Source organism: Bradyrhizobium sp. A5 (assembly GCF_042076515.1).
Classification (GTDB): Bacteria; Pseudomonadota; Alphaproteobacteria; order Rhizobiales; family Xanthobacteraceae; genus Bradyrhizobium; species Bradyrhizobium cosmicum.
Map to the genome: position 1 here is coordinate 6,061,557 of NZ_CP148990.1, position 24,782 is coordinate 6,086,338.

A 24,782-nucleotide genomic window follows, 5' to 3' on the forward strand; every position below is an offset into this window, starting at 1 on the left:
AAGACCGGCCCGCCGGGCCTTTGCGCTTCCCCCGGCCGGCTGCTATGGAGGGCCATGTTTGCGCGGCGCATCATAGGGATTAGCGGCCCGGCTTCCGCCTGAGCTTTCGGCTCGGCGCAAGACCGGGATTTCGTCGTTCCGCCCCGCGATTCCGCATCGCCATCCGTTTCCGCGCCATTCCGAGCCAGTCAGCATCATGTCCGAAAAGCCGCAAAAGTCCGACGCCAAAGACTATTCGAAGACCCTGTTCCTGCCGCAGACGGAATTCCCGATGCGCGCCGGCCTGCCGCAGCGCGAGCCGGAGATCCTGAAATACTGGAACGACATCGGCCTCTACGACAAGCTGCGCAAGGAAGCCGAGGGCCGCGCCAAGTTCGTGCTTCATGACGGCCCGCCCTACGCCAACGGCAACATCCATATCGGGCACGCCCTGAACAAGATCCTCAAGGACGTCGTGACCAAGAGCCAGCAGATGCTCGGCTACGACTCCAATTACGTGCCCGGCTGGGACTGCCACGGCCTGCCGATCGAATGGAAGATCGAGGAGGAGAATTACCGCTCCAAGGGCAAGCAGAAGCCGGACTTCCGCGACTCCGCCGCGATGGTGGCTTTCCGTAAAGAGTGCCGCGCCTATGCGACGCACTGGATCAACGTCCAGCGCGAGGAATTCAAGCGGCTCGGCATCATCGGTGACTGGGATCATCCCTATCAGACGATGAGCTATCCGGCCGAAGCGCAGATCGCCCGCGAGCTGATGAAGTTCGCGGCCAACGGCACGCTCTATCGCGGCTCCAAGCCGGTGATGTGGAGCGTGGTCGAGAAGACCGCGCTGGCGGAGGCCGAGGTCGAGTATGAGGACCACACCTCCGACACGGTGTGGGTGAAGTTTCCCGTCACGTCTCCGGCACATGGCGCGCTCGCCTCGGCCAGCGTCGTGATCTGGACCACCACGCCATGGACGCTGCCGGGCAACCGCGCGATCTCGTTCTCGCCGAAGATCGCCTACGGCCTCTATGAGGTCACTGACGCGCCTGCGGATAACTGGGCCAAGAACGGCGACCTGCTGATCCTGGCGGATGCGCTGGCCGAAAGCGTGTTCAAGCAAGCCCGCGTCACCACCTACAAGAAGGTGCGCGACATCCCGGCCGACACGCTCGATGCGGTGGAATGCGCGCATCCGCTGAAAGGCGTCGGCGGCGGCTACGAGTTCACGGTCCCATTGCTTCCCGGCGATCACGTCACCGACGACACCGGCACCGGCTTCGTGCACACCGCGCCCGGTCACGGCCGCGAAGACTTCGACGTCTGGATGGCCAATGCGCGCGAACTGGAAGCACGCGGCATCAACACCACCATCCCCTATACCGTCGACGAAAATGGCGCCCTCACCGACCACGCACCGGGCTTCACCGGCAAGCGCGTGCTCACCGACAAGGGCGAGAAGGGCGATGCCAACGAGGCCGTGATCAAGGCGCTGATCGAGGCCGGCAAGCTGCTCGCGCGCGGCCGCCTCAAGCACCAATATCCGCATTCCTGGCGCTCGAAGAAGCCGGTGATCTTCCGCAACACGCCGCAATGGTTCATCGCGATGGACAAGGACATCAGCGAGGACGGCCACGCTAAAAAGGGCGACACACTGCGCGCCCGCGCGCTGCACGCGATCTCGGTCACGCAATGGGTGCCGCCGTCGGGCGAGAATCGCATCAACGGCATGATCGCCAATCGCCCGGACTGGGTGATCTCGCGCCAGCGCGCCTGGGGCGTGCCGATCGCCGTGTTCGTGCGCGAGAAGAGCGACGGTTCGGCCGAGATCCTGCAGGACGAGATCGTCAACCAGCGTATCACCGAAGCCTTCATGGAAGAAGGCGCCGATGCCTGGTACATGGACGGCGCCCGCGAGCGCTTCCTCGGGTCCCGTGCGGCTGAGGACTGGAAGAAGGTCGACGACATCTGCGACGTCTGGTTCGATTCCGGCTCCACCCACGCCTTCGTGCTCGAGGATCGCCAGAACTTCCCGCAGCTCGGCAACATCGTCCGCAAGGTCGACGGCGGCAGCGACACCGTGATGTATCTGGAAGGCAGCGACCAGCATCGCGGCTGGTTTCACTCCTCCTTGCTGGAAAGCGCAGGCACCCGCGGCCGCGCGCCCTACGACATCGTGCTGACCCACGGCTTCACGCTCGACGAGAACGGCCGCAAGATGTCGAAGTCGATCGGCAACACCGTCGAGCCGCAGAAGGTGATCAAGGATTCGGGCGCGGACATCCTGCGCCTGTGGGTCTGCGCCACCGACTATGCCGACGACCAGCGCATCGGCCCGGAGATCCTGAAGAACACCATCGAGACCTATCGCAAGCTGCGCAACACCGCGCGCTGGATGCTCGGAACGCTGCATCACTTCAAGCCGGGCGAGAAGGTCGCCCATGCCGAAATGCCCGAGCTCGAGCGGTTGATGCTGCACGAACTGGCCGGGCATGCCGAAACCATTCGCAAGGCCTATGCCGCGTTCGACTACAAGACCGTCGTCGCAAGCCTCTCGGCCTTCATGAACTCCGAGCTGTCCGCGTTCTATTTCGACATCCGCAAGGACACGCTGTATTGCGATCCGCCGTCCTCGGTGGCCCGCAAGGCAGCGCTCACCACGATCGACCTGTTGTGCGACGCCATCCTGAAATGGCTCGCCCCGATCCTCAGCTTCACGACCGACGAAGCCTGGCGGATGTTCCGGCCGAATGAGGCGCCTTCCGTCCATTTGACCCTCTTCCCCGAGGGCCTCGAACAATTCCGTGACGCTAGGCTCGCCGCGAAATGGGAGATCATTCGCAACGTCCGCCGCGTCGTCACCGGCGCGCTCGAACTCGAGCGTGCGGCCAAGAACATCGGCTCGTCGCTGGAGGCCTCGCCGGTGATCTATGTCGCCGAGCGCGACATGCTGGCGACGCTGTTCGACATCGACCTCGCCGAAATCTGCATCACCTCGAATTACGAGGTGCGCGAGGGTGAGGCGCCGGCATCGGCGTTCCGTCTCGATGCCGTGCCCGGTGTCGCGGTCGTGGTCGAGAAGGCGGTCGGCACCAAATGCGCCCGCTCCTGGAAGATTTCGCCGACGGTGGGTGAAGACCCTGAATATCCCGACGTCACCCCGCGCGACGCCAAGGCGCTGCGCGAATGGAAGGCGCTCGGGGTGGTGGCCTGATCCCCTGCCATGGCCCCGCTCCGCGCCGGCATCCTCGCGGCAATGGTCACGCTCGTGGCCGACCAGGCCTCAAAGCTCTGGCTGCTGAACGGTTTCGACCTTGCCCGACGCGGCGTGGTGAAGGTGATGCCGTTCTTCGACCTGGTGCTGGCCTGGAACATCGGCATCAGCTTCGGCTGGCTCCAGAACGACAGCCAGGCCGCCCAGATCGCGCTGATGGCGGTCAAGGCCGTTGCGGTGGTCGCCCTCGCCATCTGGATGGCCCGCTCCCACACCCTGCTGGCGACGGTCGCGCTGGGCCTGATCATTGGCGGCGCCATCGGCAACGGCATCGACCGCTTCGCCTATGGCGCGGTGGTCGATTTCGCCCTGTTCCATATCGAGATCGGCGGAAATACCTATAATTGGTACGTGTTCAACCTCGCGGACGTGGCCATCGTTGTCGGGGTGGTGGGGCTATTGTATGATTCCTTCCTGGGGGTACCCGCCGCAAAAGCGCCCTGATCCCGGCCGATACGGGCTGGCAGGTGGAACCTTGCTTTTTGCGAGGATTGGCCGCGTGTGAGCGGAAAAGAGCAGCTATCTGCCACAATATGGAACAGGTACAGTAATGCGCAGCTCCGAGACCAGCGGTTCGATGGTTCGAGACCCCAAAGCGGGGTTCTGGCGGGCGCTGAAATTGTGCGCTGTCATGCTCGGCATCGGTCTCGTCATGTCGGCAGGCCCGGTGCGCGCCGGTGACGACGACGAGGACGACGATGGGATGACCTTCGAAGAGAAGATCATCGACAATCTGATGTCCGGCATCGGCGCCAAGAGCATGGAAAAGCCCGGCATCGAATACCGCGAGCGCTCGCCGCTGGTCGTGCCGCCCAAGCTGGACCTGCCGCCGCCCGCGACCCAGGCCAAGAATGCGCCGAACTGGCCCAAGGACCCCGAGGAAAAGCGCCGCAAGGAAGCCATCGCCGCGCGCAAGAAGGCCACCAAGGCCACCGAGAACTGGCAGGCCGCCCAGCCGCTGACGCCCGCCGAGATGAAGGCCGGCGAGGTCGCCGCAGCCCCTCGCACCAACAACGACCCGATCCAGCCGGGCACCAACGGCAACCCGTCGCTCAGCCCTGCCGAGCTGGGTTTTTCCGGCGGCCTGTGGAATATGATGAGGGGCGTCGGCGGCAAGGGCGAGACCAAGCAATTCACGACCGAGCCCCCGCGCCAGTCACTGGTCGAGCCGCCGCCGGGCTACCAGACGCCCTCTCCGAGCTATGCCTATGGCGCTGGAGAGGACAAGTCGCGGCGGACCTATTTCGACATCATGTCGGGCAAGGACAAGGAACAATAGCGTTCCCGTCCTGCCGCGGTATCCTGACCGCAGCGAATCTGGCGCCACCGGCGGATGCACGCCGGGGCGCGATCTAGATTGCCTATCAGTAACTTGCCACCGCGTTGAGTTCTCTGCTTCGTGACGCGAAGCCTCAGCCGCACGGTGTAGCATGCCGTGCCTTTCGAGCCGGACGTCCGGGCTCGGCCTTTCACCAAGGATCATGATGTCCGCTAACCGATCGGTTGCCTGCCTCCTTGCCGCGCTGCTTTCGACGAGTGTCCTGACGGCCGGCGCGGCCCTCGCCCAGACCACGGTGACATCGGCTCCGCCCGCCAGCTTCACGCTTGGCAATGGCATGCAGGTCGTGGTGATCCCGGACCACCGCACGCCCGTGGTCACCGAGATGATCTGGTACAAGGTCGGTTCGGCCGACGAGACGCCGGGCAAGTCCGGTCTCGCGCACTTTCTCGAGCATCTGATGTTCAAGGGCACCTCGAAGCATCCGGTCGGCGAATTCTCCCAGACCGTGCTCCGCGTCGGCGGCAACGAGAACGCCTCGACCTCGGTCGACTACACCAATTATTACCAGCGCGTGCCGAAAGAGCAGCTGCCGACCATGATGGAGTTCGAGGCCGATCGCATGACCGGCCTGATCCTCAAGGACGAGAACGTGCTGCCCGAGCGCGACGTCGTGCTCGAGGAATACAACATGCGCGTCGCCAACAATCCGGACGCGCGGCTCAACGAGCAGATCATGGCCGCGCTCTATCTCAATCATCCCTATGGCCGGCCCGTGATCGGCTGGCACCAGGAGATCGAGAAGCTCGACCGCGAGGACGCGCTCGCCTTCTACCGCCGCTTCTACGCGCCGAACAACGCGATCCTGGTCATCGCAGGCGACGTCGAGGCCGCCGACATCCGTCCGCTGGTCGAACGCAATTTCGGCTCGATCCCGGCCCAGCCCGCGATCCCGGCACGCCGCGTCCGCCCGCAGGAGCCGGAGCCGGCCGCACCGCGCACCGTCACGCTGGCCGATCCACGCGTCGAGCAGCCAAGCCTGCGCCGCTATTATCTCGTTCCTTCCGCAACCACGGCCGCAGCCGGCGAAAGCGCGGCCCTCGATGTGCTGGCGCAGTTGATGGGCAGCGGCAGCAACTCCTATCTCTACCGCGCGCTCGTGGTCGACAAGCCGCTCGCGGTCTCGGCCAGCGCCAGCTATTCGAGCATCTCGCTCGATCCGACCCAATTCGCCGTGTCGGCTTCGCCGAAACCCGGCGTCAGTTTCGCCGAGGTCGAGCAGGTGATCGACGGCGTCATTGCCGACGTCGCGCAGAATCCCATCCGCGCCGAGGATCTGGAGCGGGTCAAGACGCAGCTGATCGCGGAAGCGATCTACGCGCAGGACAATCAGGCGGTGCTGGCGCGCTGGTATGGCGGCGCACTGACGACGGGCCTGTCGATCGAGGACATCCGAAGCTGGCCGGACCGCATCCGTGCTGTCACCGCCGAGCAGGTTCGCACGGCTGCGCAGAAATGGCTCGAGAAGAAGCGCTCGGTGACGGGCTATCTGATCAAGGACACCGGCGCCGCCAAGCGCGAGGAGAAGCGTTCGTGACCTATCCCTTCCTTCGACGCATTGCATTCTCCCTTGCCGCCGGCACCGCGTTCGCGCTCGCGACCATCTCGCCATCGCAAGCCGCAGCAAAGATCCAGCGCCTGGTCTCGCCTGGCGGCATCGAGGCCTGGTTCGTGCAGGATGCGACCGTGCCGCTGATCGCCATGGAATATTCCTTTGCCGGCGGCTCGTCCCAGGACCCCAGGGACAAGTCGGGTGTCGCCAATCTGGTCGGCGACCTCCTCGACGAAGGCTCCGGCGATCTCGACTCCAAGACCTTCCACGAACGGCTCGACCGCCGCGCCATCGAGCTCAATTTCAGCACCAGCCGCGATACCTTCCGCGGCAGCCTGCGCATGCTGCGCGACAACAAGGACGAGGCCTTCGACCTGCTCCGGAGCGCGCTGACCTCGCCGCATTTCGACGCCGCCGACGTCGAGCGTATCCGTTCACAGGTGATCTCGGGCCTGCGCCGCGAGACCACCAACCCGACCTCGCTGGCGAGCCGCAAATTCCTGGAGGTCGCATTCGGCGACCATCCCTACGGACGGCAGACCAACGGCACGCTCGACAGCGTGCCGACCATCACGATCGCCGACATGAAGGATTATGTCGGCCGCGTGCTCGCCAGGGACACCTTGAAGATCGCGGTCGTCGGCGACGTCGATCCCGCCACGCTCGGCAAGCTGCTCGACCACACCTTCGGCAGCCTGCCCGCCAAGGCCAACCTCACGCCGGTCGCCGACGTCGAGGCGGCCAAGCCGCCGCAGCGCGCCTTCGTGCCGCTCGACGTGCCGCAAACCGTCATCACCTTCGGCGGCCCCGGCGTGAAGCGCAGCGATCCGAACTTCATGGCCGCCTATGTCGTCAACCACATTCTCGGCGGCGGCGGCCTCTCCTCTCGGCTCTATCACGAGGTCCGCGAGAAGCGCGGGCTGGCCTATTCGGTATTCGAATCGCTGCTCTGGATGGAGCATTCGGCGATCTTCATCGGCAATACCGGCACGCGCGCCGACCGCGCCGGCGACACCGTCGACGCCATCCAGAAGGAGGTGCGACGCATCGCCGAGGAGGGCCCGACACAGAAGGAGCTCGACGAGGCCAAGTCCTACCTCAAGGGCTCGCAGATGCTGGCGCTCGACACCTCCTCCAAGCTGGCGCAGGCGCTGCTGCAATATCAGCAGGACAAGATGCCGATCGACTACATCGAGAAGCGCAACGCCATCGTCGATGCCGTGACGCTCGATGACGCCAAGGCGGCCTCCAAGCGGCTCTGGGGCCAGGGCCTCCTGACCGTCGTCGTCGGCCGCGCCCCGCAGGCCGCCGCGCAGCCGGCAGCGGCACCGGCGACGAAGTCCAACTGACGTCCCTTATGTTTCCTGAAATGGCCGGGCTCGTCCGGCCATTTGCGTTTCGCATGGGCGCCATTGCCGAATGGTGACGTCCGGGATATGTCCGGACATCACGAATGGTGTTCCCATGCTGCGGATATCCCGCGATCTCGTCATCGACGAGCACGACATCGAGATCGGCTTTGTTCGCGCCTCGGGCCCCGGCGGCCAGAACGTCAACAAGGTCGCAACCTCGGCGCAACTGCGCTTCGACACCCGCAAGCTGACCTTGCCGGAGGATGCCGCACTGCGCCTTGCCCGTCTCGCAGGCCAGCGCATGACCAAGGACGGCGTCATCGTGATCCAGGCTCAGCGCTTCCGCACCCAGGAGCGCAACCGGCAGGATGCGATCGACCGCCTCATCGAGATCCTGAGCGAGGCGATGATACGACCGAAGCCGCGGCGCGCGACAAAGCCGACCTTCGGCTCCAAGCAACGCCGGCTTGAGGGCAAGAAGCGCCGCAGCGATATCAAGTCGAAGCGCGGCGGACATTTCGACGATTGATCGCTGCAGTCGATCGCACCGCAGATCGGTGCGAGGCACATCGCGCGCTTTACGTTTTGTTCCCGTCCGAAACAGCCCGCTACTACCACCGCATCTTTGCTGGCGCCTAGAGTTTACGCACGCTGAATTTGACGTGGATGGGCGGGCTTTTGGCGATGCGTGCGATCGTGCTGGGATTGTGCACCGCGATGGTGCTGACGGTGCGGGGCGCCGACGCACAAATGCCGTTGCCCGTCGCCAAGCCGCCGGATGGCGCGACGCTGTTCAAGCAGCAATGCGCGGTGTGCCACACAACAAGCTCGTCGGAACCGATGCGGCAAGGCCCGCCACTGGTCAGGATCGTCGGACGGCCGGCGGGCAAGGTCGAAGGCTTTCACTATTCGGAAGGCCTCGCGAAGGCCGACTTCACCTGGGACGAAACGAAGCTCGATGTTTGGCTGACAAATCCGCAAGCCGTCATTCCCGGCGTTGTCATGGCCTATCGTCAGGCGAAGGCGGAAACCCGCGCCGCCATCATCACCTATCTCAAGGAGCTGAACTGAATGGCCAAGCCCGTCCATTCCATGATCCGCGTGCTCGACGAGGCGCGCTCGCTCGATTTCTACAAGCGTGCCTTCGGCCTCGAAATCACCGACCATCTGAAATTCCCCGATTTTGCCCTGATCTACCTGCGTCACCCCTCGTCACCTTTCGAGGTGGAGTTGACGGTCAATTTCGATCGCAAGGAGCCTTACGCCCTCGGTGACGGCTACGGCCACCTCGCCGTGGTGGTCGAGGATCTCGATGCCGAACATGCCCGCTTCGAGCGCGAGAAGCTGGCGCCGGGTCCGCTGCGCGACTTCAAGCACGACGGCAAGACGCTGGCACGCTTCTTCTTCGTCAGCGATCCCGATGGCTACAAGATCGAGGTGATCCAGCGGGGCGGACGTTTCAACTAGCCAAAATCAAAAAATCAAAATCAACGGAGGAAACCATGAGAGAAGTCGATCGTCGAAGCAAGCACAGCCGCCGCGTCTTTCTCAAGGGCGCGGCGACCGCCGTGCCAGTCGCCGCCGTTGCGACCAGCGTTGCTGTCAGCATCGAGGGTGCCTGGGCCGATGAGGCCAGCACGCTCTCACCGGCCACGATGAAGACACTGCTGAAGGTCGCGCGGGATATCTATCCGCACGACGTCCTCGGCGACAGCTATTACATCACCGCGATCAAGCCGTGGGACGGCAAGGCCGCCAAGGATCCCGCCGTCAAGTCGCTGATCAGCGACGGCATCACCAGGCTCGATCAGAACGCGCGGGATCGCCACAAGGTCCCGTACGCCGAGGTGCCATGGGAGGCCGACCGCGTCGTGCTTCTGAAGGAGATCGAGCAGAGCGACTTCTTCCAGAAGGTGCGCGGCGACCTCGTCGTCTCGCTCTACAACCAGAAAGAGGTCTGGCCGCGGTTCGGCTACGAGGGCTCCTCCGCCGAGCACGGCGGCTACATCAACCGCGGCTTTGCCGACATCGACTGGCTGCCCAAGGCTTGAAGGCCACCCCAACGGTTCAGGAGAACGCATATGGCAAAATTCGATCTGAACGACTCCAGCGTTGTGGTGATCGTCGGCTCCGGCGCCGGCGGCGGCACGCTGGGCAACGAGCTCGCGCAGAAGGGCATCAAGGTGGTCATCCTCGAGGCCGGGCCGCGCATCGAGAACCAGGACTTCGTCAACGACGAGTGGGAGAGTTTTTCCCAGCTCGCGTGGACCGATGCGCGCACCACGTCGGGCAACTGGCGCGTCGCGAAAGACTTCTCGGGTCTTCCGGCCTGGATAGTCAAGGCGGTCGGCGGCTCGACCACGCACTGGGCCGGCGCGTCGCTGCGCTTCGACGAGCATGAGTTCAAGGTGAAGAGCACTTACGGCAGCCTTCCCGGCGCTAACTTGCTGGACTGGCCAGTGACGCTGGCGGAGATCGAGCCATGGTACGCCAAGGCCGAGAACAAGATGGGCGTGACCCGCACCAACGGCATTCCCGGACTTCCCGGCAACAACAATTTCAAGGTGCTGGAGGCCGGCGCGAAGAAGCTCGGCTACAAAACCGTGCACACCGGGAACATGGCGATCAACAGCCAGCCGCGCGACGGCCGCGGCGCCTGCCAGCAGATCGGCTTCTGCTTCCAGGGCTGCAAATCCGGCGCGAAATGGTCGACGCTATACACCGAGATCCCCAAGGGCGAGGCGACCGGCAATCTCGAGGTGCGGCCGGGCAGCATGGCGGTCAAGATCGAGCACGACGCCAGCGGCAAGGTCACCAGCGTGGTCTACGCCGACGAGACCGGCGCAATGCAGCGCCAGAAAGCACGCATCGTCGCGGTGGCCGGCAATTCGATCGAAAGCCCGCGGCTGCTGCTCAACAGCGCCTCGAGTGTGTTCCCCGACGGCCTCGGCAATTCATCGGGCCAGGTTGGCCGCAACTACATGCGGCACATGACCGGCAGCGTCTACGCGGTGTTCGAGAAATCGGTGCACATGTATCGCGGCACCACCATGGCCGGCATCATCCGTGACGAGGCCGCCAACAACCCGAAGCGCGGCTTCGTCGGCGGCTACGAGATGGAGACGCTGTCGCTCGGTCTGCCGTTCATGGCGGCATTCCTCAATCCCGGCGCCTGGGGCCGCCCGTTCACCGCCGCACTCGACGGCTATCCCAGGATGGCCGGCATGTGGCTGGTCGGCGAGGACATGCCGCAGGAGACCAACCGCATCACGCTCGATCCCGTCGTGAAGGACAAGTTCGGACAGCCGGTCGCAAGCGTGCATTTCGACGACCATCCCAACGACCTCGCGATGCGCGCGCATGCCTACAAGCAGGGCGCGGCCGTCTACGACGCCGTCGGCGCTACCGTGACCTATCCGACGCCGCCTTATCCAAGCACGCACAATCTCGGCACCAACAGGATGAGCGAGAAGCCGCGCGACGGCGTGGTCAACAAGTTCGGGCAAAGCCACGACGTCAAGAACCTGTTCGTCTCCGACGGCAGCCAGTTCACCAGCGGCGCGGCCTGCAACCCGACGCTGACCATCGTCGCGCTGGCGATGCGGCAGGCGGACTACATCGCGGGCGCGATGCAGAAGAAGGAGATTTGAGGTCGGGCAGCTTCACCTCTGATTGGAGAGGCGTGGTAGGCACTTCGCCTGCGGCCATCCTTCGAGACGCCCGCCTTCGGCGGGCCCTCAGGATGAGGTCGTGCTGCTCGTCGAGATATCAGACCCTCATGGTGAGGAGCCCGCCAAAGCGGGCGTCTCGAACCATGCAGGCCGAGCACGTCCGGCAGAACGATATCGAGAATGCGGATGCTGGCTCTCGCGGTAGGGGCTACTCGGCCGCATCGAGAATGGGCGCCTTGAACGCCTGCGCCGACGCCATCGTCTTCGACCGGTAGATCAGGCACGAGCAGCGCAGCAGCGAGGCGAAATTGTTGACCTCACCGTGATGGTCGAGCACCTCGTTGTAGAGCGTGGTCAGGAACTTGCCGACGCTCATGTTCTCCTTGGCCGCGATCTCCTCCAGCGTGTCCCAGAACGCCATTTCCAACCGGATCGACGTGCAGTGGCCGCCGATCCGCAGAGATCGGGTCTGGGATTCGTAGTCGCGTTGGGGCTGATGCGCGAAGAGATGGCACATGGCGTCCTCCCGTCCTGTTGCCGTTTTTTCACGATGCTACACCGCGGCCGGGCGCCTCACAATCGGGACCGAGGGAGACGAGCGGATCGCGTGTGGGGAAGGATTTTCGCGAACGTCCAATATCTTCAATGTGATAGATGCCCGTCTTCCCCAGCCCAGAACGTTCCTGTTGCCCAGCGCATGCTTTTGACGCAACACGGCCTAGAATAGCGCTGCCAGCGAATCCAGATCGAGCCCAAGATCGAGTTAATGCCCGTCCGTCAGCTTCCAGAGCAGATCGTCAACCGCATCGCCGCCGGCGAGGTGGTCGAGCGCCCGGCGAGCGTGGTCAAGGAACTGGTCGAGAATGCCATCGATGCCGGGGCAAGCCGGATCGACGTCTTCACCGATGGGGGTGGGCGGCGTCGGATCGGCATCACCGACGACGGCAGCGGCATGACCGCGAAGGACCTCGCACTCGCGGTCGAGCGCCATGCCACCTCCAAGCTCGACGACGAGGACCTGCTCCAGATCCGCACCCTCGGGTTCCGCGGCGAGGCGCTGCCATCGATCGGCTCCGTGGCGCGGCTCTCGATCACGACGCGGCATGCCAGCGAACCGCATGCCTGGGCGCTTACCGTCGAGGGTGGCGAGAAGTCCGAGATCATGCCGGCGGCGCTGGCCCATGGCACCCGCGTCGAGGTCAATGATCTCTTTTATGCGACGCCGGCGCGGCTGAAATTCCTGAAGACCGACCGCACCGAGGCGGAAGCCATCCGTGAGGTGGTGCGGCGCCTCGCCATGGCACGGCCGGACGTCGCCTTCACGCTCGCGGGCGAAGAGCGCGCACCGGTGACCTGGGCCGCTGCATTGCCCGGCGCCGCCGGGCGGCTGACGCGGCTCGGCGACATTCTCGGCGCCGAGTTTCGCAGCCACGCCATCGAGGTCCATGCCGAGCGCGAGGGCGTCGTGGTCGCCGGCTATGCCGCAGCGCCGGCGCTGACCAAGGCGAATGCGCTGGGGCAATATCTCTTCGTCAACGGCCGCCCGGTGCGCGACAAGCTGATCCTGGGCGCGGTGCGCGGGGCCTATGCCGACTATCTGCCGCGCGACCGTCATCCGGTGCTGGCGCTGTTCGTCACGCTCGATCCGCGCGAGGTCGATGCCAACGTGCATCCGGCCAAGACCGAGGTGCGCTTCCGCAATTCCGGCCTCGTCCGTGCGTTGATCGTGCATGGATTGAAGGAGGCGCTCGCGCGCGAGGGGCGGCGCACCGCCGCCAACAGCGGCGAGAGCGCATTGTCCTCGTTCCGGCCCGCCTTCACGCCGCGCCCCGCAAGCTGGGACTGGCGGGCCTCGCCATCCGCCCCGGTCGCACCGATGTCGTCATTCGACCGCGCTGCGGCGCCAGCCTTTGCCGAGCGCGCGCAGGCTGCGTTCGATGTCGGTGGGCCCAGCGCAGACGTGCGGTTCGAGACGCAGCCGGTGACGGACCTCGTCGACCGTCCGCTCGGCGCGGCGCGGACCCAGATCCACGAGACCTACATCGTCTCGCAGACCCGCGACGGCCTGATCATCGTCGACCAGCACGCCGCGCATGAGCGCATCGTTTACGAGCGGCTGAAGGCTTCGCTGGCCGAGAACGGCGTGCAGCGGCAAATCCTCCTGATCCCCGAGATCGTCGAGATGGACGAGGCCACGGTGGAGCGCCTGCTGGAGCGCAGCGAGGAACTGGCGTCGTTCGGCCTTGCCATCGAATCCTTCGGCCCCGGTGCGGTCGCGGTGCGCGAGACGCCGTCGCTGCTCGGCAAGACCAATGCCGGCGGGCTGCTCCGCGATCTCTCCGAGCACATGGCCGAATGGGACGAGGCGCTGCCGCTGGAGCGCCGTCTGATGCACGTCGCCGCCACCATGGCCTGCCACGGCTCGGTGCGTGCCGGCCGCAGGCTGCGGCCCGAGGAGATGAACGCACTGCTCCGCGAGATGGAGGAGACGCCGAACTCCGGCCAGTGCAATCACGGCCGGCCGACCTATGTCGAGCTGAAGCTTGCCGATGTGGAGAAGCTGTTCGGGCGAAGGTGACTTACGCGTTGCGCTTCAAAAACACGAACTCGGTGTCGTCATACGCCCGCCGCTCGAGCTCCTCGTACCCCTCCGGCGTTGCGAACTGCGCAGCCTTCGCCTCTTCCACCACAAGCAGCGCACCCGACGTCAGCCAGCCGCCATCACGCAAGCTCGCCAGCGCCTTCTCCGCAAGCCCCTTGCCGTAGGGCGGATCGAGGAACACCAGCGAGAATGGCTCGACCGGATGCGCAGGGCCAAGATCGGTCGCGTCACGGCGATAGACTTTTGTCACCCCGCCGAGACCGAGCGACTCGACGTTGTTGCGCAGCAGGGCGCGCGCCTCCGCGCCATTGTCGACGAACAACACGAACTTCGCACCGCGCGAGGACGCCTCGATGCCGAGTGCGCCGGTGCCGGCGAAGAGATCGAGCACGCGCGCGTCCTGGATCGGATCCTCATAGGCGTGCACGAGGATGTTGAACACGGACTCGCGCAGGCGGTCCGCCGTGGGGCGGATGTCGCGCGAGGACGGTGAGGCCAGATTGCGCCCCTTCAAACGACCGCCGACGACGCGCAAGTCAGTCCTCCCGCGGCGTCAGGTCGCGCTTGCCGTGATAGCCCCGCTTGGGACGGCGCGGCGGACCGTAGCCGCTCGCCTCGGCCTCGTTGCGCTCACGCGCCTCCTCGCTGCCGGTGCGCTGCACCAGCACGCGGCGGCCCTTGCGGTCGTTGATCACGTCGCGCTTGCTGGCGGGCTTCTTCTCGCGGGGCACGCCATCGTCGCCAGTCGAGGCGGACTTCTGCGGCACGTCGAACTGTGCACCCGACTTCTCGATAATCTTGTCGCCGAGCTGCTCGCGCAGCACGCGGGACTTGATCTCCTCGACCTGCCCCTCGGGGACCTCGCCGAGCTGGAACGGGCCGTAGGAGACGCGGATCAGCCGGTTCACCTCGAGCCCGAGATGGGCGCAGACGTTGCGAACTTCGCGGTTCTTGCCTTCGCGGATCGCGAACACCAGCCAGACATTGGCGCCCTGATCGCGCTCCAGCGTCGCGTCGATCGGGCCGTATTTGACGCCCTCGATCTCGACGCCGTTCTTGAGCTCGTCGAGCTGCGCCTGGGTGACGTCGCCATGGGCGCGGACGCGGTAGCGGCGCAGCCAGCCGGTGTCGGGCAATTCGAGCGTGCGCGCGAGCCCGCCGTCATTGGTGAGCAGCAGCAGGCCTTCGGTGTTGAAGTCGAGCCGGCCGACCGAGATCAGACGCGGCAGGCCTTCGGGCAGATTGTCGAACACGGTCGGACGGCCTTCCGGGTCGTCATGCGTCGTCATCAGGCCGCGCGGCTTGTGGTAGAGGAACAGCCGCGTGCGCTCGCGCTCCGGCAACGGCTTGCCGTCGATGGTGACGACATCGTTCGGCGTGATGTCGAGCGCCGGCGAGTTGATGACGCGGCCGTTGACGGTGACGCGGCCCTGCGTGACCATCTCTTCGGCATCGCGCCGGGAGGCGAGGCCCGCGCGCGACAGCACCTTGGCGATGCGCTCGCCCGCCTTCTTCGGCTTCGGTTCTTCTTCCCGGCGCGGCCGGCGATCGAAATCACGATCGCGCTCGCGATAGGCGCCGCGGCCGCCGAACGCGGGACGCTTCTCGAAGATCCTGCTCTCGTCCTCGTTTTCACGGCGCGGACGATCGCCGAAGCCACCTTCGTTGCGCGGATGCTCGTGCCAGTCGGAGCGCCCCTCGGAGCGCTCGCGCGGCCGGTTGAATTTCGGACGGTCGCCGCCGCGCTCACCGCGGTCGCCATCGCCGTCGCGACGGGGCCGATCGAACTTGGGCCGGTCGTCGCGGGGACGATCGAATTTCGGACGATCAAACTTGGGCCGATCCCCGTGCGGACGATCGAACTTGGGACGCTCGCGGAACGGACGATCACCCGAGGCGCGATCGTCGCGCGAACGCGAGAACCGCGGCCGGTCCTCGCCGCCTTCGCGCTTCTGCCAGGGCTTGTCCCCGCCGCGGTCACGACCGCCGAAATCCTTGCGCGGCCCGCGATCCGGTGCGCCTCGCGAAAACTTTCGCTCGCCGTCGAACTTGCGCTCCGGACGGTCGCCACGCGGCGCACGATCACCGCGATCGAAATTCGGGCGATCTCCACGCGGCTTGAAACCGCGCTCGCCCCGATCTTCGCGCGGCCCGCGATCGGGTGCTCCCCGCGAAAACTTCCGCTCGCCGTCGAACTTGCGGTCCGGGCGGTCGCCGCGCGGCGCATAGGGCTTCTTGTCGCCAAACTTTCTGTCACCGGTCCGGCCGGCTGGGCGGGAATCATCGCGATCCCGGCGCGGCGGACGGTCGTCACGGCCGTAGGACGGGCGATCACCGCGCGGCTTGAATGGCCGCTTCTCGCCATCGCGCGAGGGGCGATCGGAGAACGGACGGTCGCCGCGCGGCTTGAAGCTGCGCTCGCCGCGATCCTCACGAGGCCGGTCGTCGCGATTGAATTTCGGCCGGTCGCCGAAGTCGCGGCGCGGGGCATCGCCGTCCGCACGGGAACGGAACGGACGATCCCCGCGGTCAGTGCGAGGCGGACGGCTGTCGCGGTCACCACGGGGCGGGCGGGCGTCGCCCCTGCCTTCGGGGCCGCGCTTGGCGAACTTCTTCTCGGGGCCACGCGGCTTGCCGGACCGGCCCTTCGGCGGGCCGCTCCTGGCGGGGCCTCGCCGGCCGCGGGAATCGTTGTCTTTGTCGCTGTCGCGAGGCATGAATAATCTCACTTAGGGGGGTGGCCGATGAGCAGTGTGCGCGCTCGGTTCGAGCCGCATGCTCAGGCAAATCCGGTATTCACTCTTGCTGAAGGCGGAGCTACTAGCAGGTTTTAGGCGATGATACGAGGCTTGAAAGCCCCCTCTTTCATGGATTTGGCGCTCAAAACGGCCGAAAATGCCGGAAAGGCGGGCGAAGTCCCGATCGGATGCGTGGTGGTCCGCAATTACGAGGTCATCGCCACCGCCGCCAACCGGACGCTGACCGACCATGACCCGACCGCCCATGCCGAGATCATTGCGCTGCGCGAGGCGGCCAGGAAGATCGGCAGCGAGCGCCTGGTCGACTGCGACCTCTACGTGACGCTCGAGCCATGCACCATGTGTGCGGGCGCGATCTCCTTTGCAAGGGTGAGGCGGCTCTATTACGGCGCGGCCGACCCCAAGGGCGGCGCGGTGGAATCCGGCGTGCGGTTCTTCACCTCGCCGACCTGCCATCACACGCCGGATGTCTATTCCGGGGTCGGGGAGAGCGAGTCGGCGCGGCTGCTCAAGGACTTCTTTCGGGAGCGGCGTTAGGGCGCGAGGAAGAACTCGCGCAGCGCCTTTGCGGTGACGTCCGGGTTCTCCTCGGTGAGGAAATGGCCCGACTCCACCGGCATGCCCTCGACGTTGGTGGCCCATTGCTTCCAGGTGTCGAGCGGCGTCGCGGCGGCTTGCGCGATGCCTGCGCCACCCCACAGCGCCAGCATCGGCACGGTGATCTTCTTGCCGGCTTCGAAATCGGCCTTGTCGAGGTCGTAGTCGAAATAAGCGCCGGCGCGGTAGTCCTCGCACATCGCATGGATGCGGGCGGGATCGCGGAACGGGGCGATGTAGTGCTCGAGCGCGCGCGGGTCGATCGCGTCCAGCGTCTTCGACCGGGTCTGGCTCGCCATCTTGAAGCGCAGGAAGAACTCGCCCTGGCCCGAGATCAGCGTCTCCGGCAAAGGGGCGGGCTGGGCCAGAAAAGTCCAGTGCCAGATCTTCAGCGCGTAGGCGCGGTTCATCCGCTCCCAGTAATCATAGGTCGGCAGGATATCGAGCACGGCGAGCTTCGACAGCCGGCCGGGATGGTCGAGCGCGAGCCGGTACGACACGCGGCCGCCGCGGTCGTGGCCGGCGAGCGCGAAGTGCACATGGCCGAGCTGCTCCATCGCCTCGACCATCGCTTTCGCCATCGCGCGCTTGCTGTAGGGGATATGCAGCGCGTCGCTCTCGGGCATGTCGGACCAGCCGTAGCCCGGCAGGTCGGCGATGATCAGCGTGAACTTGTCGGCGAGCGCAGGCGCGATGCGGTGCCACATCACGTTGGTCTCGGAGAAGCCGTGCAGCAGCAACAGCGGCGGGCCGTTGCCGCCGACGCGGGCGAAGATGCGGCCGAAGGAGGTGTTGATCCATTCGGAGGCGAAGCCGGGATAGAGGTCGGCGAGATCGGACATGGGTTACTCCCACTTGTCGTTCGGGGGTGTCTCAACAAAGAATGTCGAAAACAACCCCATGCACAGTAGCTAAGTTCAGGTCCTGCTTGAATAATTTCAAAATGCCGACGGGCCGCCGGCCGTTGCGCGCGCAGCCGGAAAAACCCTGTCAGCTCTTGATCTTGTCAGCTCTTGGCCTTCTCCGCTTCCACCGCCTGCCAGCCGATGTCGCGGCGGCAAAAACCTTCCGGCCAGCGGATGCGGTCGACGGCCTGGTAGGCGCGCGCCTGCGCCTCGGTCACGGTCTTGCCCAGCGCGCAGACGTTGAGCACGCGGCCGCCATTGGCGAGGATCGCGCCGTCTTTCTCAACCGTGCCGGCATGGAAGATCTCGGCGCCGTCGACCTTCGCGGCCTCGTCCAGCCCCTCGATGCGCGTGCCCTTCTGGTAGTCGCCGGGATAACCCTTCGCCGCCATCACCACCGTCAGCGCGGACTCCGGATGCCAGCGCAAATCAAAGTTCTTCAGCTGGCTGTCGCAGGCGGCGAGGAACGCCGGCACGATGTCCGACATCATGCGCAGCATCAGCACCTGGCACTCGGGATCGCCGAAGCGGACGTTGAACTCGAACAGTTTCGGGCCCTGCGTGGTCAGCATGATGCCGGCGTAGAGAATGCCGCGGAACGGCGTGCCGCGCTGCTTCATGCCGGCAACGGTCGGCAGAATGATCCTCGCCATGATCGCGTCGTGGACCGCAGGCGTCACCAGCGGCGTCGGCGAATAGGCGCCCATGCCGCCGGTGTTCGGGCCGAGATCGTGGTCGAACACGCGCTTGTGGTCCTGCGCGGAGGCCAGCGGAATGGCGGTCTCGCCGTCGCACAGCGCGAAGAAGCTGATCTCGCGGCCCGCCAGAAACTCCTCGATCACCACTTCAGTGCCGGCATCGCCAAAGGCGCCCTCGAACATCATGGCGATGGCGTCCTCGGCCTCGCGCACGGTCTTGGCGACGACGACGCCCTTGCCGGCGGCCAGCCCGTCGGCCTTCACCACGATCGGCGCGCCCTGGCTCTGCACATAGGCGCGCGCGTTATCGGCATTGGTGAAGCGCTTGTAGGCGCCTGTGGGAATACCGAATTCGGTGCAGAGCGCCTTGGTAAAGCCCTTGGAGCTTTCGAGCTGGGCGGGGATCCTGTTCGGCCCGAACGCCTTGATGCCGGCGGCGGTGAGATCGTCGACGATGCCGGCCGCCAGCGGCGTCTCCGGCCCGACCACGACGAGCGCGACCGCGTTGGTCTTGCAGAAGGCGATCACGGCGGCATGGTCGGCCACATCCAGCGCCACGCACTCCGCCTCCCGCGCGATGCCGGCATTGCCGGGCGCGCACCAGAGTTTGGTCACGAGGGGAGAAGCCGCGATCTTCCACGCCAGGGCATGTTCGCGGCCGCCGGAACCAAGCAGGAGAATGTGCATCAGAGGCTCAGAAATGAGGGGTTTGGATGGGGCGGAGGTCGCATGAATCGGGGTGGGGCTCAAGGGGGGATAGCCTTACCCCCGTCCTTCCCGGCCAGTCCCTTGGGGGGGCGAGTTCGGATTCATCGTGCCATGCCATGCGCACCGGTTGGCGACACTCGCAAATTATTCCGCTTTCGGCGGAATACGAACATTGCCGAAGCTGCTACTGTTATACAGACGGCACTCTTATTTGAGGTTACTTCTTGTGCACGAGGCAAACAGAGTGCAGCTGATACACTTGCGCCGGACACGTTGACCAAAACTGGTGATGCCATGACGGATGTAGAGTTGGATAAGGAAACGCTTGTCGATGAGGCTGTTTCGACCGCGCTGGGCGTTGAAGAAGAGCGGCTGGATCAAGGCTGGATCATTGACAAGCCTTTTGATCCCGACAAGATAAAAGTAACGACCGAAAGAAAAACGATTGATCTGATCATTCGGAGGATCGATCATGGGGAAGTGGACCTCGCTCCTGAATTTCAGCGCCGAGCCCGGGTCTGGCATCCACGAAGAAAAAGCCAACTAATCGAATCATTGCTTCTTCGTATTCCGCTGCCCGTCTTCTATGTAGCAGCAAATCAACGTGACGATTGGGCGGTGGTAGACGGCTTGCAACGATTGACTACAATCTTTGATTTTATGAAGGGCGTGTTTCCGCTCACGGGGCTCGAATATCTAGATGCTTTGGATGGCCTGACCTTCGGCCGCCTTGATAGGTCAATGCAGCGGCGTATTGAAGAGACCGAGTTGGTTATCAACGTGATCCAGCCCGGTACTCCCGAAGAGGTCATGATAAACATTTTCAAGCGCATCAATACCGGCGGCACCCCTCTCACCGGGCAGGAAATACGCAATGCCCTGCATAAAGGTCCCGTACGCGAATTCTTGCGCGGTTTGGCGGATAGCGCCGAATTTAAATCTGCAACCGACAATCGAGTTCGTGATGAGAGAATGGATGCGCAGGAAATGGTTTTGCGTTTCTTGGCGTTCAGAATAACGCCTTGGACGGAATATAAAGTGAATGACTTGGACGCATTTTTGAATGACGCAATGCTGCAGCTCAACGCGATGCCTCAGGAAGGAAGAGACCGGTTAGGGATGGAATTCAGGCGTGCGATGAAAGCGGCGACAAGCATTTTCGAGGGAGATGCGTTTCGCAAGCCAAGAATTTTGGGTGGAGGCAGAAATCCAGTCAGCAAACCCTTGTTTGAGGCATGGAGCGTTAATCTCGCCTGTCTAAATGACAACGCAATTTCGCGTCTTGTCGAGCAAAGGCAAGCCGTGCGCGATGGCTTTCAAGCGCTAGTGCGAGATGATCCGGAGTTCGTCATCGCGATCTCGTATTCGACCGGAGTACCTCGTCGTGTCTCCACGAGATTTGGCGAGGTAGGACGACTAGTCCACCAATTTCTGCCGGAGTAAATCATGATTGACGAGCTGCATCTCATAAACTTCAAGTGCTTTGCCGATCAGCGCATTCGTCTGGCGCCGCTCACCTTACTTACCGGGCTCAATGGCATGGGAAAGAGCAGCGTGATCCAAAGTTTGCTTCTGCTGCGGCAGTCCTATCTAGACGGAATTCTTCGACGAGGGACTCTATTAACCGCCGGCGAGCTAGTCCAACTGGGGGCTGTAACTGATATTTGGTTCGAGCGGGCCAGAGAAGACGTTTTGGGAATTCGGCTTTCGTTCGGTCGGCGGAATAGGTTTGGAAAAAATCCCTCCCGCGTTGCCCAGTTTAATTTTGTTGTGATTGCCGAGAATAGCATGACTCTGTTCGGTGATGAGGAAAGCATTCGGTCCTCCATCGAAGTTGTTGAACAACAAAGCGGCGGCTCAATATTCTCGAGGAACTTGCGTACTGATCACATAGGCAATTTTCAATATCTTGGTGCGGAGCGGAACGGTCCGCGTAAGTTTGCACCCATGTTGCATTCGCCAGCGTCTCCTTTGGTTCTTGGTAGTCAGGGCGAATACACGCTGCACGTGCTTCACATGTTCCAAGATGCCATCCGAATTCAACCTTCGGACCCCCGTTTTGTATCCGCACCCAGCGAACGGCTGCGAGATCAGATAGAAGTGTGGCTTGGAGAAATAAGCCCCGGCGTTAATCTATCGATCAAGGCAATTCCGGATGCTGATTTAGTTGTAAGCGGTTTTTCTTTCGGATCAGCCGGTCAGCTTCGAAGCCGGGATTATCGCGCAACGAACGTTGGATTTGGACTGTCATACGTTTTGCCAGTTCTTGTGGCATTGTTGGCGACGCCGCCCGGTGGATTGGTTCTAATCGAAAATCCGGAAGCACATCTGCACCCTCAGGGGCAGACAAAATTGGGTGAGCTTTGCGCTAGAGCAGCTGCGGCCGGAGTACAGCTTGTAGTCGAGACGCATTCCGATCATGTCATGGACGGAGCTCGTATCGCCGTTCGCGACGGAATTCTAAGTTCCGGTAGCGCCGCCTTTCATTATTTCCAGAGAACATCCGGAGAAATCGGAGTTAGCAGTCCAACGCTGGACTCGGAGGGAAAGCTTAGCGAGTGGCCGTCTGGGTTCTTTGATCAGAGTCGCCGCAATATCGCCCGTCTGTTGCGCCCGAAGCAGTGATGTCATGGCGGATTACGTCTTTAATTCGGCGACAATCAATCCTCCGTATCCCACCAGGGCAGAGGCAGAACCACACCTGGCTTCGATGCTAGAGGGGCTAGCGGCACTGGATGCTGCGAGCGAGGTGCTTCCAACGTTCAGACTACCGAATGATCCTTGGTGCGTCGTTCTGGTTCGTCATGCTGACGGCTCCGAGATCACTCTCGGCGAAATGGCAAATGCCTTCTACGGCACCATTCATCACGATTACGCGACGTTTTTCGACCAGCTTAGCAGAGCAATTCCATCAGACGCGGGTTTGGAAGGCAGTATCATCGATGAACTGCTTCAGATCGTGCCAGAAGGCCCCGCTACTGGGTATGAGCAGACATTTGCCAGTGTTCAGGCAGCTGGCCTCGATTCGGTTTTGTGCGCTGTTACGAACTCTATCCTCGTGGGCCTTCTCAGGAACGGGCTGTGGGACTTCGACTCAATGGGCTTCTTGTCGAATGAAATCCCTTATTGCTTCGATCACATTGCGATTCCAGGCCATGCGGTCGCAATAGCTGATCGTCGGACGCAACTCGTGCGAGTTGATTTAACCGCAAGAAACTTCTGGGAAAAAAAAGCCGAAGCGTTTCCACACCTGGCCTTCGGTTTGGATGTCGAGGCTCAAATTGGAAAGTTTAGCGCCGTGCTTCTGGCTCTCCTGTTTCGGCGCTTATCCGAACTTGATAGCCTCGCGCGGGCATGGCGAGAGTCGGCCAACGAGCGGCCGCCAGCGATGTTGCCTCCGATCACTCGTGAGTCTGTAGCGACGATGGCAAGATATGCCAACGCGCGTAAGTTTCGCGGTGAAGATGGCGTTAGTCGTACTTTCGAGGATCACGTATGGGTCGATAGAACTCATCGGGTGCATGTCTTCTTGCATGACAATGAGAAGAAAATCGAAGTAGGCTATGTTGGGCGTCATCTTCCGATTTCGTCACAGCCCACCTGAGCCTAGTTACGCTATTCAACTCTGCTTACTAGCGGCTCTCATGATCGGGTGATTGATCCTAGGGGCGTCGAAAATGTCCGATGGGAATGGCAAGCGAGAGCTCGAAACGTGAGCATCTAGAGCTCGTTCTAACAGCCTATCAGGTTGTGACGTCCGACACCTTCGTTCTGACCGACTCAGAGACGCCGGACTTGGTAGGTTGCGACACCCCCTAGTGAGCGCCACTTTCTGCATAATGATTGCGGCAAGAACCGAGGTTCAGCCGAGAATTGCAAATCGCTGCTACAGAAGAACCTGGCGCTAACGCGAGCTCGCTAGTCTTTTCAGTGCCGACGTCGGTGGTTCGTGGTACCCACCCAACTCTACCAGTCTTGCCGATCGCCTAGCTCTGCCTCCCCGCAATGATCTCCTGCAGCGTCGCGACATGCCGCGCGAACGCCCCGCGGCCCGCCGCGGTCGCCGTCACCGTCGTCTGCGGCTTCTTCCCCACAAACGCCTTCTCCACCGAGACGTAGCCGGCCTTGGCCAGGGTCTCGATATGGGCGCCGAGATTGCCGTCGGTGGCGCCGGTGAGCTTCTTGAGGCGGGAGAATTCGAGGCCGGCGGACACGGGCAGCGCATTCAGCGCCGCCATGATCTTCAGCCGCAGCGGCTGGTGGATGATGTCGTCGAGCTCGGCCATCAGATCCGCCGCATCCAGAGGCCGCCGAGGATCAGGCCGCCACCGTTGACGAAGGCCATCCAGAGCGGGAACGCCTCGCCGATGTAGAAGAAGCCGACCAGCGTCAGGGCAGAGATGCCGAGACCGATCGCCACGAAGGCGTAGCCGAACCAGAGTCCCGCCAGCGTGTAGAACAGCATGAAGTAGAGCGGCCAGAACGCCCCTAACTGGCGCGGGCCGAAATGGCCGATGACGTCAGTGCAGAGGTAGCCGAAGGCGAAGAACGACAGGAAGACCAGCAGCAACCGGACATCGAAGCCGGCCCCGCGCGGGTGATGCGGCGGATTGAGCATGCGGAGCCCGACCAGACCGATGACACCCACGACGTCCACGGCAATCCAGGCGTGGACCGCCCAGGCCGGCCAGAGCCAGGTGACGAGATTGCCCGCGAATACCAGGACGCCCCACCAGATCGCAGCCAGGCTCGCCAGTTCATAGAGCTGCGATTGCTTGACGCGCTGGACGATGTCGTCGATGTCGGCCAGCGCTGCGGAGGCTTCCTTGCTGTCGATCATGTCGGCTCTTTCAGGTGCTGGGCTGGCGGGTTATGCGCGGTGGCAGCGGAGCAAGCGCCTCGTCCTTCGAGACGACCGCTTGCAGCGGTCTCCTCAGGATGAGGCTCAGGGGCAGGTTTGCTTTTGGATTGAGGCTCGGCTGCACCGGTCCCCATCGAAGCGACCGCCGCAAACTCCGTCCTCATCCTGAGGGCCCGCCGAAGACGGGCGTCTCGAAGGATGGCCGCGGGCTCGGTGACGGCTGAGCGCGCGCCTCGTCCTTCGAGACGACCGCTTCGCGGTCTCCTCAGGATGAGGCTCAGCGGCAGCTTTGCCTTTGGATGAGGCTCAGATGCACCGGTCCCCGTTGAAGCGACCGCCGCAAACTCCGCCCTCATCCTGAGGGCCCGCCGCAGGCGGGCGTCTCGAAGGATGGCTGCGGGCTCGGAGGCAGCGGAGCAAGCGCCTCGTCCTTCGAGACGACCGCTTCGCGGTCTCCTCAGGATGAGGCTCAGTGGCAGCGC

General features: G+C 63.6%; 22 protein-coding genes. 15 read left to right on the forward strand and 7 right to left on the reverse strand.

Annotated elements, in window-relative coordinates; translation table 11 throughout:
• Positions 1-196: 196 nt before the first annotated feature.
• The 10 genes from ileS (at position 197) to WHZ77_RS28885 (ending at position 11,149) form a co-directional block, all read left to right on the forward strand.
• Positions 197-3,196 carry an isoleucine--tRNA ligase gene (gene ileS / locus WHZ77_RS28840; RefSeq protein ID WP_375311051.1) on the forward strand — a complete coding sequence of 1,000 codons (3,000 nt, stop codon included), beginning with the start codon at positions 197-199 and terminating at the stop codon, positions 3,194-3,196.
• 9 nt (positions 3,197-3,205) lie between these two features.
• A complete protein-coding gene (lspA, locus tag WHZ77_RS28845) occupies positions 3,206-3,700 on the forward strand; it encodes a signal peptidase II (protein WP_375311052.1) in 495 nt (164 codons plus the stop codon).
• 106 nt (positions 3,701-3,806) lie between these two features.
• Complete coding sequence (locus tag WHZ77_RS28850) at positions 3,807-4,535, forward strand: hypothetical protein (protein ID WP_375311053.1); 729 nt, start codon at positions 3,807-3,809, stop codon at positions 4,533-4,535.
• 202 nt (positions 4,536-4,737) lie between these two features.
• On the forward strand, positions 4,738-6,132 hold the full coding sequence (locus tag WHZ77_RS28855; RefSeq protein WP_375311054.1) for a M16 family metallopeptidase: 1,395 nt from the start codon (positions 4,738-4,740) through the stop codon (positions 6,130-6,132).
• The gene (locus WHZ77_RS28860; RefSeq protein WP_375311055.1) at positions 6,129-7,496 is read left to right on the forward strand and encodes a M16 family metallopeptidase; all 1,368 of its coding nucleotides are present in this window, start codon (positions 6,129-6,131) and stop codon (positions 7,494-7,496) included. Before WHZ77_RS28855 ends, WHZ77_RS28860 begins: the two co-directional genes overlap by 4 nt.
• A gap of 115 nt (positions 7,497-7,611) precedes the next feature.
• Positions 7,612-8,028, forward strand: a complete 417-nt coding sequence (gene arfB, locus WHZ77_RS28865) for an alternative ribosome rescue aminoacyl-tRNA hydrolase ArfB (protein ID WP_375311056.1) — start codon at positions 7,612-7,614, stop codon at positions 8,026-8,028.
• Between the two features lie 155 nt (positions 8,029-8,183).
• Positions 8,184-8,570 (forward strand): c-type cytochrome, encoded by a 387-nt coding sequence (locus tag WHZ77_RS28870; RefSeq protein WP_375314834.1) that lies wholly within the window; start codon positions 8,184-8,186, stop codon positions 8,568-8,570.
• Positions 8,571-8,966, forward strand: coding sequence for a VOC family protein (locus tag WHZ77_RS28875; protein ID WP_375311057.1), 396 nt, complete (start codon positions 8,571-8,573; stop codon positions 8,964-8,966). It abuts the gene before it with no gap.
• 35 nt (positions 8,967-9,001) lie between these two features.
• A complete protein-coding gene (locus tag WHZ77_RS28880; RefSeq protein WP_375311058.1) occupies positions 9,002-9,550 on the forward strand; it encodes a gluconate 2-dehydrogenase subunit 3 family protein in 549 nt (182 codons plus the stop codon).
• 30 nt (positions 9,551-9,580) lie between these two features.
• Entirely contained in the window at positions 9,581-11,149 is a 1,569-nt protein-coding gene (locus tag WHZ77_RS28885) for a GMC family oxidoreductase (RefSeq protein WP_375311059.1), read from the forward strand.
• A gap of 229 nt (positions 11,150-11,378) precedes the next feature.
• Here the strand turns inward: WHZ77_RS28885 and WHZ77_RS28890 are convergent, their stop codons facing one another.
• Positions 11,379-11,687, reverse strand: a complete 309-nt coding sequence (locus tag WHZ77_RS28890; protein ID WP_375311060.1) for a ribbon-helix-helix domain-containing protein — start codon at positions 11,685-11,687, stop codon at positions 11,379-11,381.
• A gap of 249 nt (positions 11,688-11,936) precedes the next feature.
• Here WHZ77_RS28890 and mutL point away from each other — a divergent pair, with 249 nt between their 5' ends.
• Complete coding sequence (gene mutL / locus WHZ77_RS28895) at positions 11,937-13,748, forward strand: DNA mismatch repair endonuclease MutL (RefSeq protein WP_375311061.1); 1,812 nt, start codon at positions 11,937-11,939, stop codon at positions 13,746-13,748.
• Between the two features lies 1 nt (position 13,749).
• On the opposite strand, the gene rsmD is transcribed toward mutL, so the two are convergent.
• A complete protein-coding gene (rsmD, locus tag WHZ77_RS28900; protein WP_375311062.1) occupies positions 13,750-14,307 on the reverse strand; it encodes a 16S rRNA (guanine(966)-N(2))-methyltransferase RsmD in 558 nt (185 codons plus the stop codon).
• Position 14,308: 1 nt separating this feature from the next.
• Complete coding sequence (locus tag WHZ77_RS28905; protein WP_375311063.1) at positions 14,309-16,489, reverse strand: pseudouridine synthase; 2,181 nt, start codon at positions 16,487-16,489, stop codon at positions 14,309-14,311.
• A gap of 120 nt (positions 16,490-16,609) precedes the next feature.
• On the opposite strand from WHZ77_RS28905, the gene WHZ77_RS28910 reads away from it, so the two are divergent.
• Positions 16,610-17,068, forward strand: coding sequence for a nucleoside deaminase (locus WHZ77_RS28910; protein WP_375311064.1), 459 nt, complete (start codon positions 16,610-16,612; stop codon positions 17,066-17,068).
• On the opposite strand, the gene WHZ77_RS28915 is transcribed toward WHZ77_RS28910, so the two are convergent.
• Both WHZ77_RS28915 and purD read right to left on the reverse strand, forming a co-directional pair.
• The gene (locus tag WHZ77_RS28915; protein ID WP_375311065.1) at positions 17,065-17,970 is read right to left on the reverse strand and encodes an alpha/beta fold hydrolase; all 906 of its coding nucleotides are present in this window, start codon (positions 17,968-17,970) and stop codon (positions 17,065-17,067) included. The two genes, WHZ77_RS28910 and WHZ77_RS28915, sit on opposite strands and share 4 nt — an antisense overlap.
• Before the next feature lie 164 nt (positions 17,971-18,134).
• Positions 18,135-19,418, reverse strand: coding sequence for a phosphoribosylamine--glycine ligase (gene purD / locus WHZ77_RS28920; protein WP_375311066.1), 1,284 nt, complete (start codon positions 19,416-19,418; stop codon positions 18,135-18,137).
• Positions 19,419-19,733: 315 nt separating this feature from the next.
• Between purD and WHZ77_RS28925 the strand changes: the two genes are divergently transcribed.
• Genes WHZ77_RS28925 through WHZ77_RS28935 form a run of 3 tightly spaced genes read left to right on the forward strand, consistent with a single transcriptional unit; the run spans position 19,734 to position 23,043 of the window.
• Positions 19,734-20,882, forward strand: a complete 1,149-nt coding sequence (locus tag WHZ77_RS28925) for a DUF262 domain-containing protein (protein WP_375311067.1) — start codon at positions 19,734-19,736, stop codon at positions 20,880-20,882.
• A gap of 3 nt (positions 20,883-20,885) precedes the next feature.
• Positions 20,886-22,064, forward strand: coding sequence for a DUF3696 domain-containing protein (locus tag WHZ77_RS28930; RefSeq protein WP_375311068.1), 1,179 nt, complete (start codon positions 20,886-20,888; stop codon positions 22,062-22,064).
• A gap of 4 nt (positions 22,065-22,068) precedes the next feature.
• Positions 22,069-23,043, forward strand: coding sequence for a hypothetical protein (locus WHZ77_RS28935; protein WP_375311069.1), 975 nt, complete (start codon positions 22,069-22,071; stop codon positions 23,041-23,043).
• 382 nt (positions 23,044-23,425) lie between these two features.
• On the opposite strand, the gene WHZ77_RS28940 is transcribed toward WHZ77_RS28935, so the two are convergent.
• Both WHZ77_RS28940 and WHZ77_RS28945 read right to left on the reverse strand, forming a co-directional pair.
• Positions 23,426-23,725 carry a winged helix-turn-helix domain-containing protein gene (locus WHZ77_RS28940; protein ID WP_375311070.1) on the reverse strand — a complete coding sequence of 100 codons (300 nt, stop codon included), beginning with the start codon at positions 23,723-23,725 and terminating at the stop codon, positions 23,426-23,428.
• Positions 23,725-24,279: a hypothetical protein gene (locus tag WHZ77_RS28945; RefSeq protein ID WP_375311071.1), complete on the reverse strand. Its 555-nt coding sequence runs from the start codon at positions 24,277-24,279 to the stop codon at positions 23,725-23,727. Before WHZ77_RS28945 ends, WHZ77_RS28940 begins: the two co-directional genes overlap by 1 nt.
• Positions 24,280-24,782 lie beyond the last annotated feature (503 nt).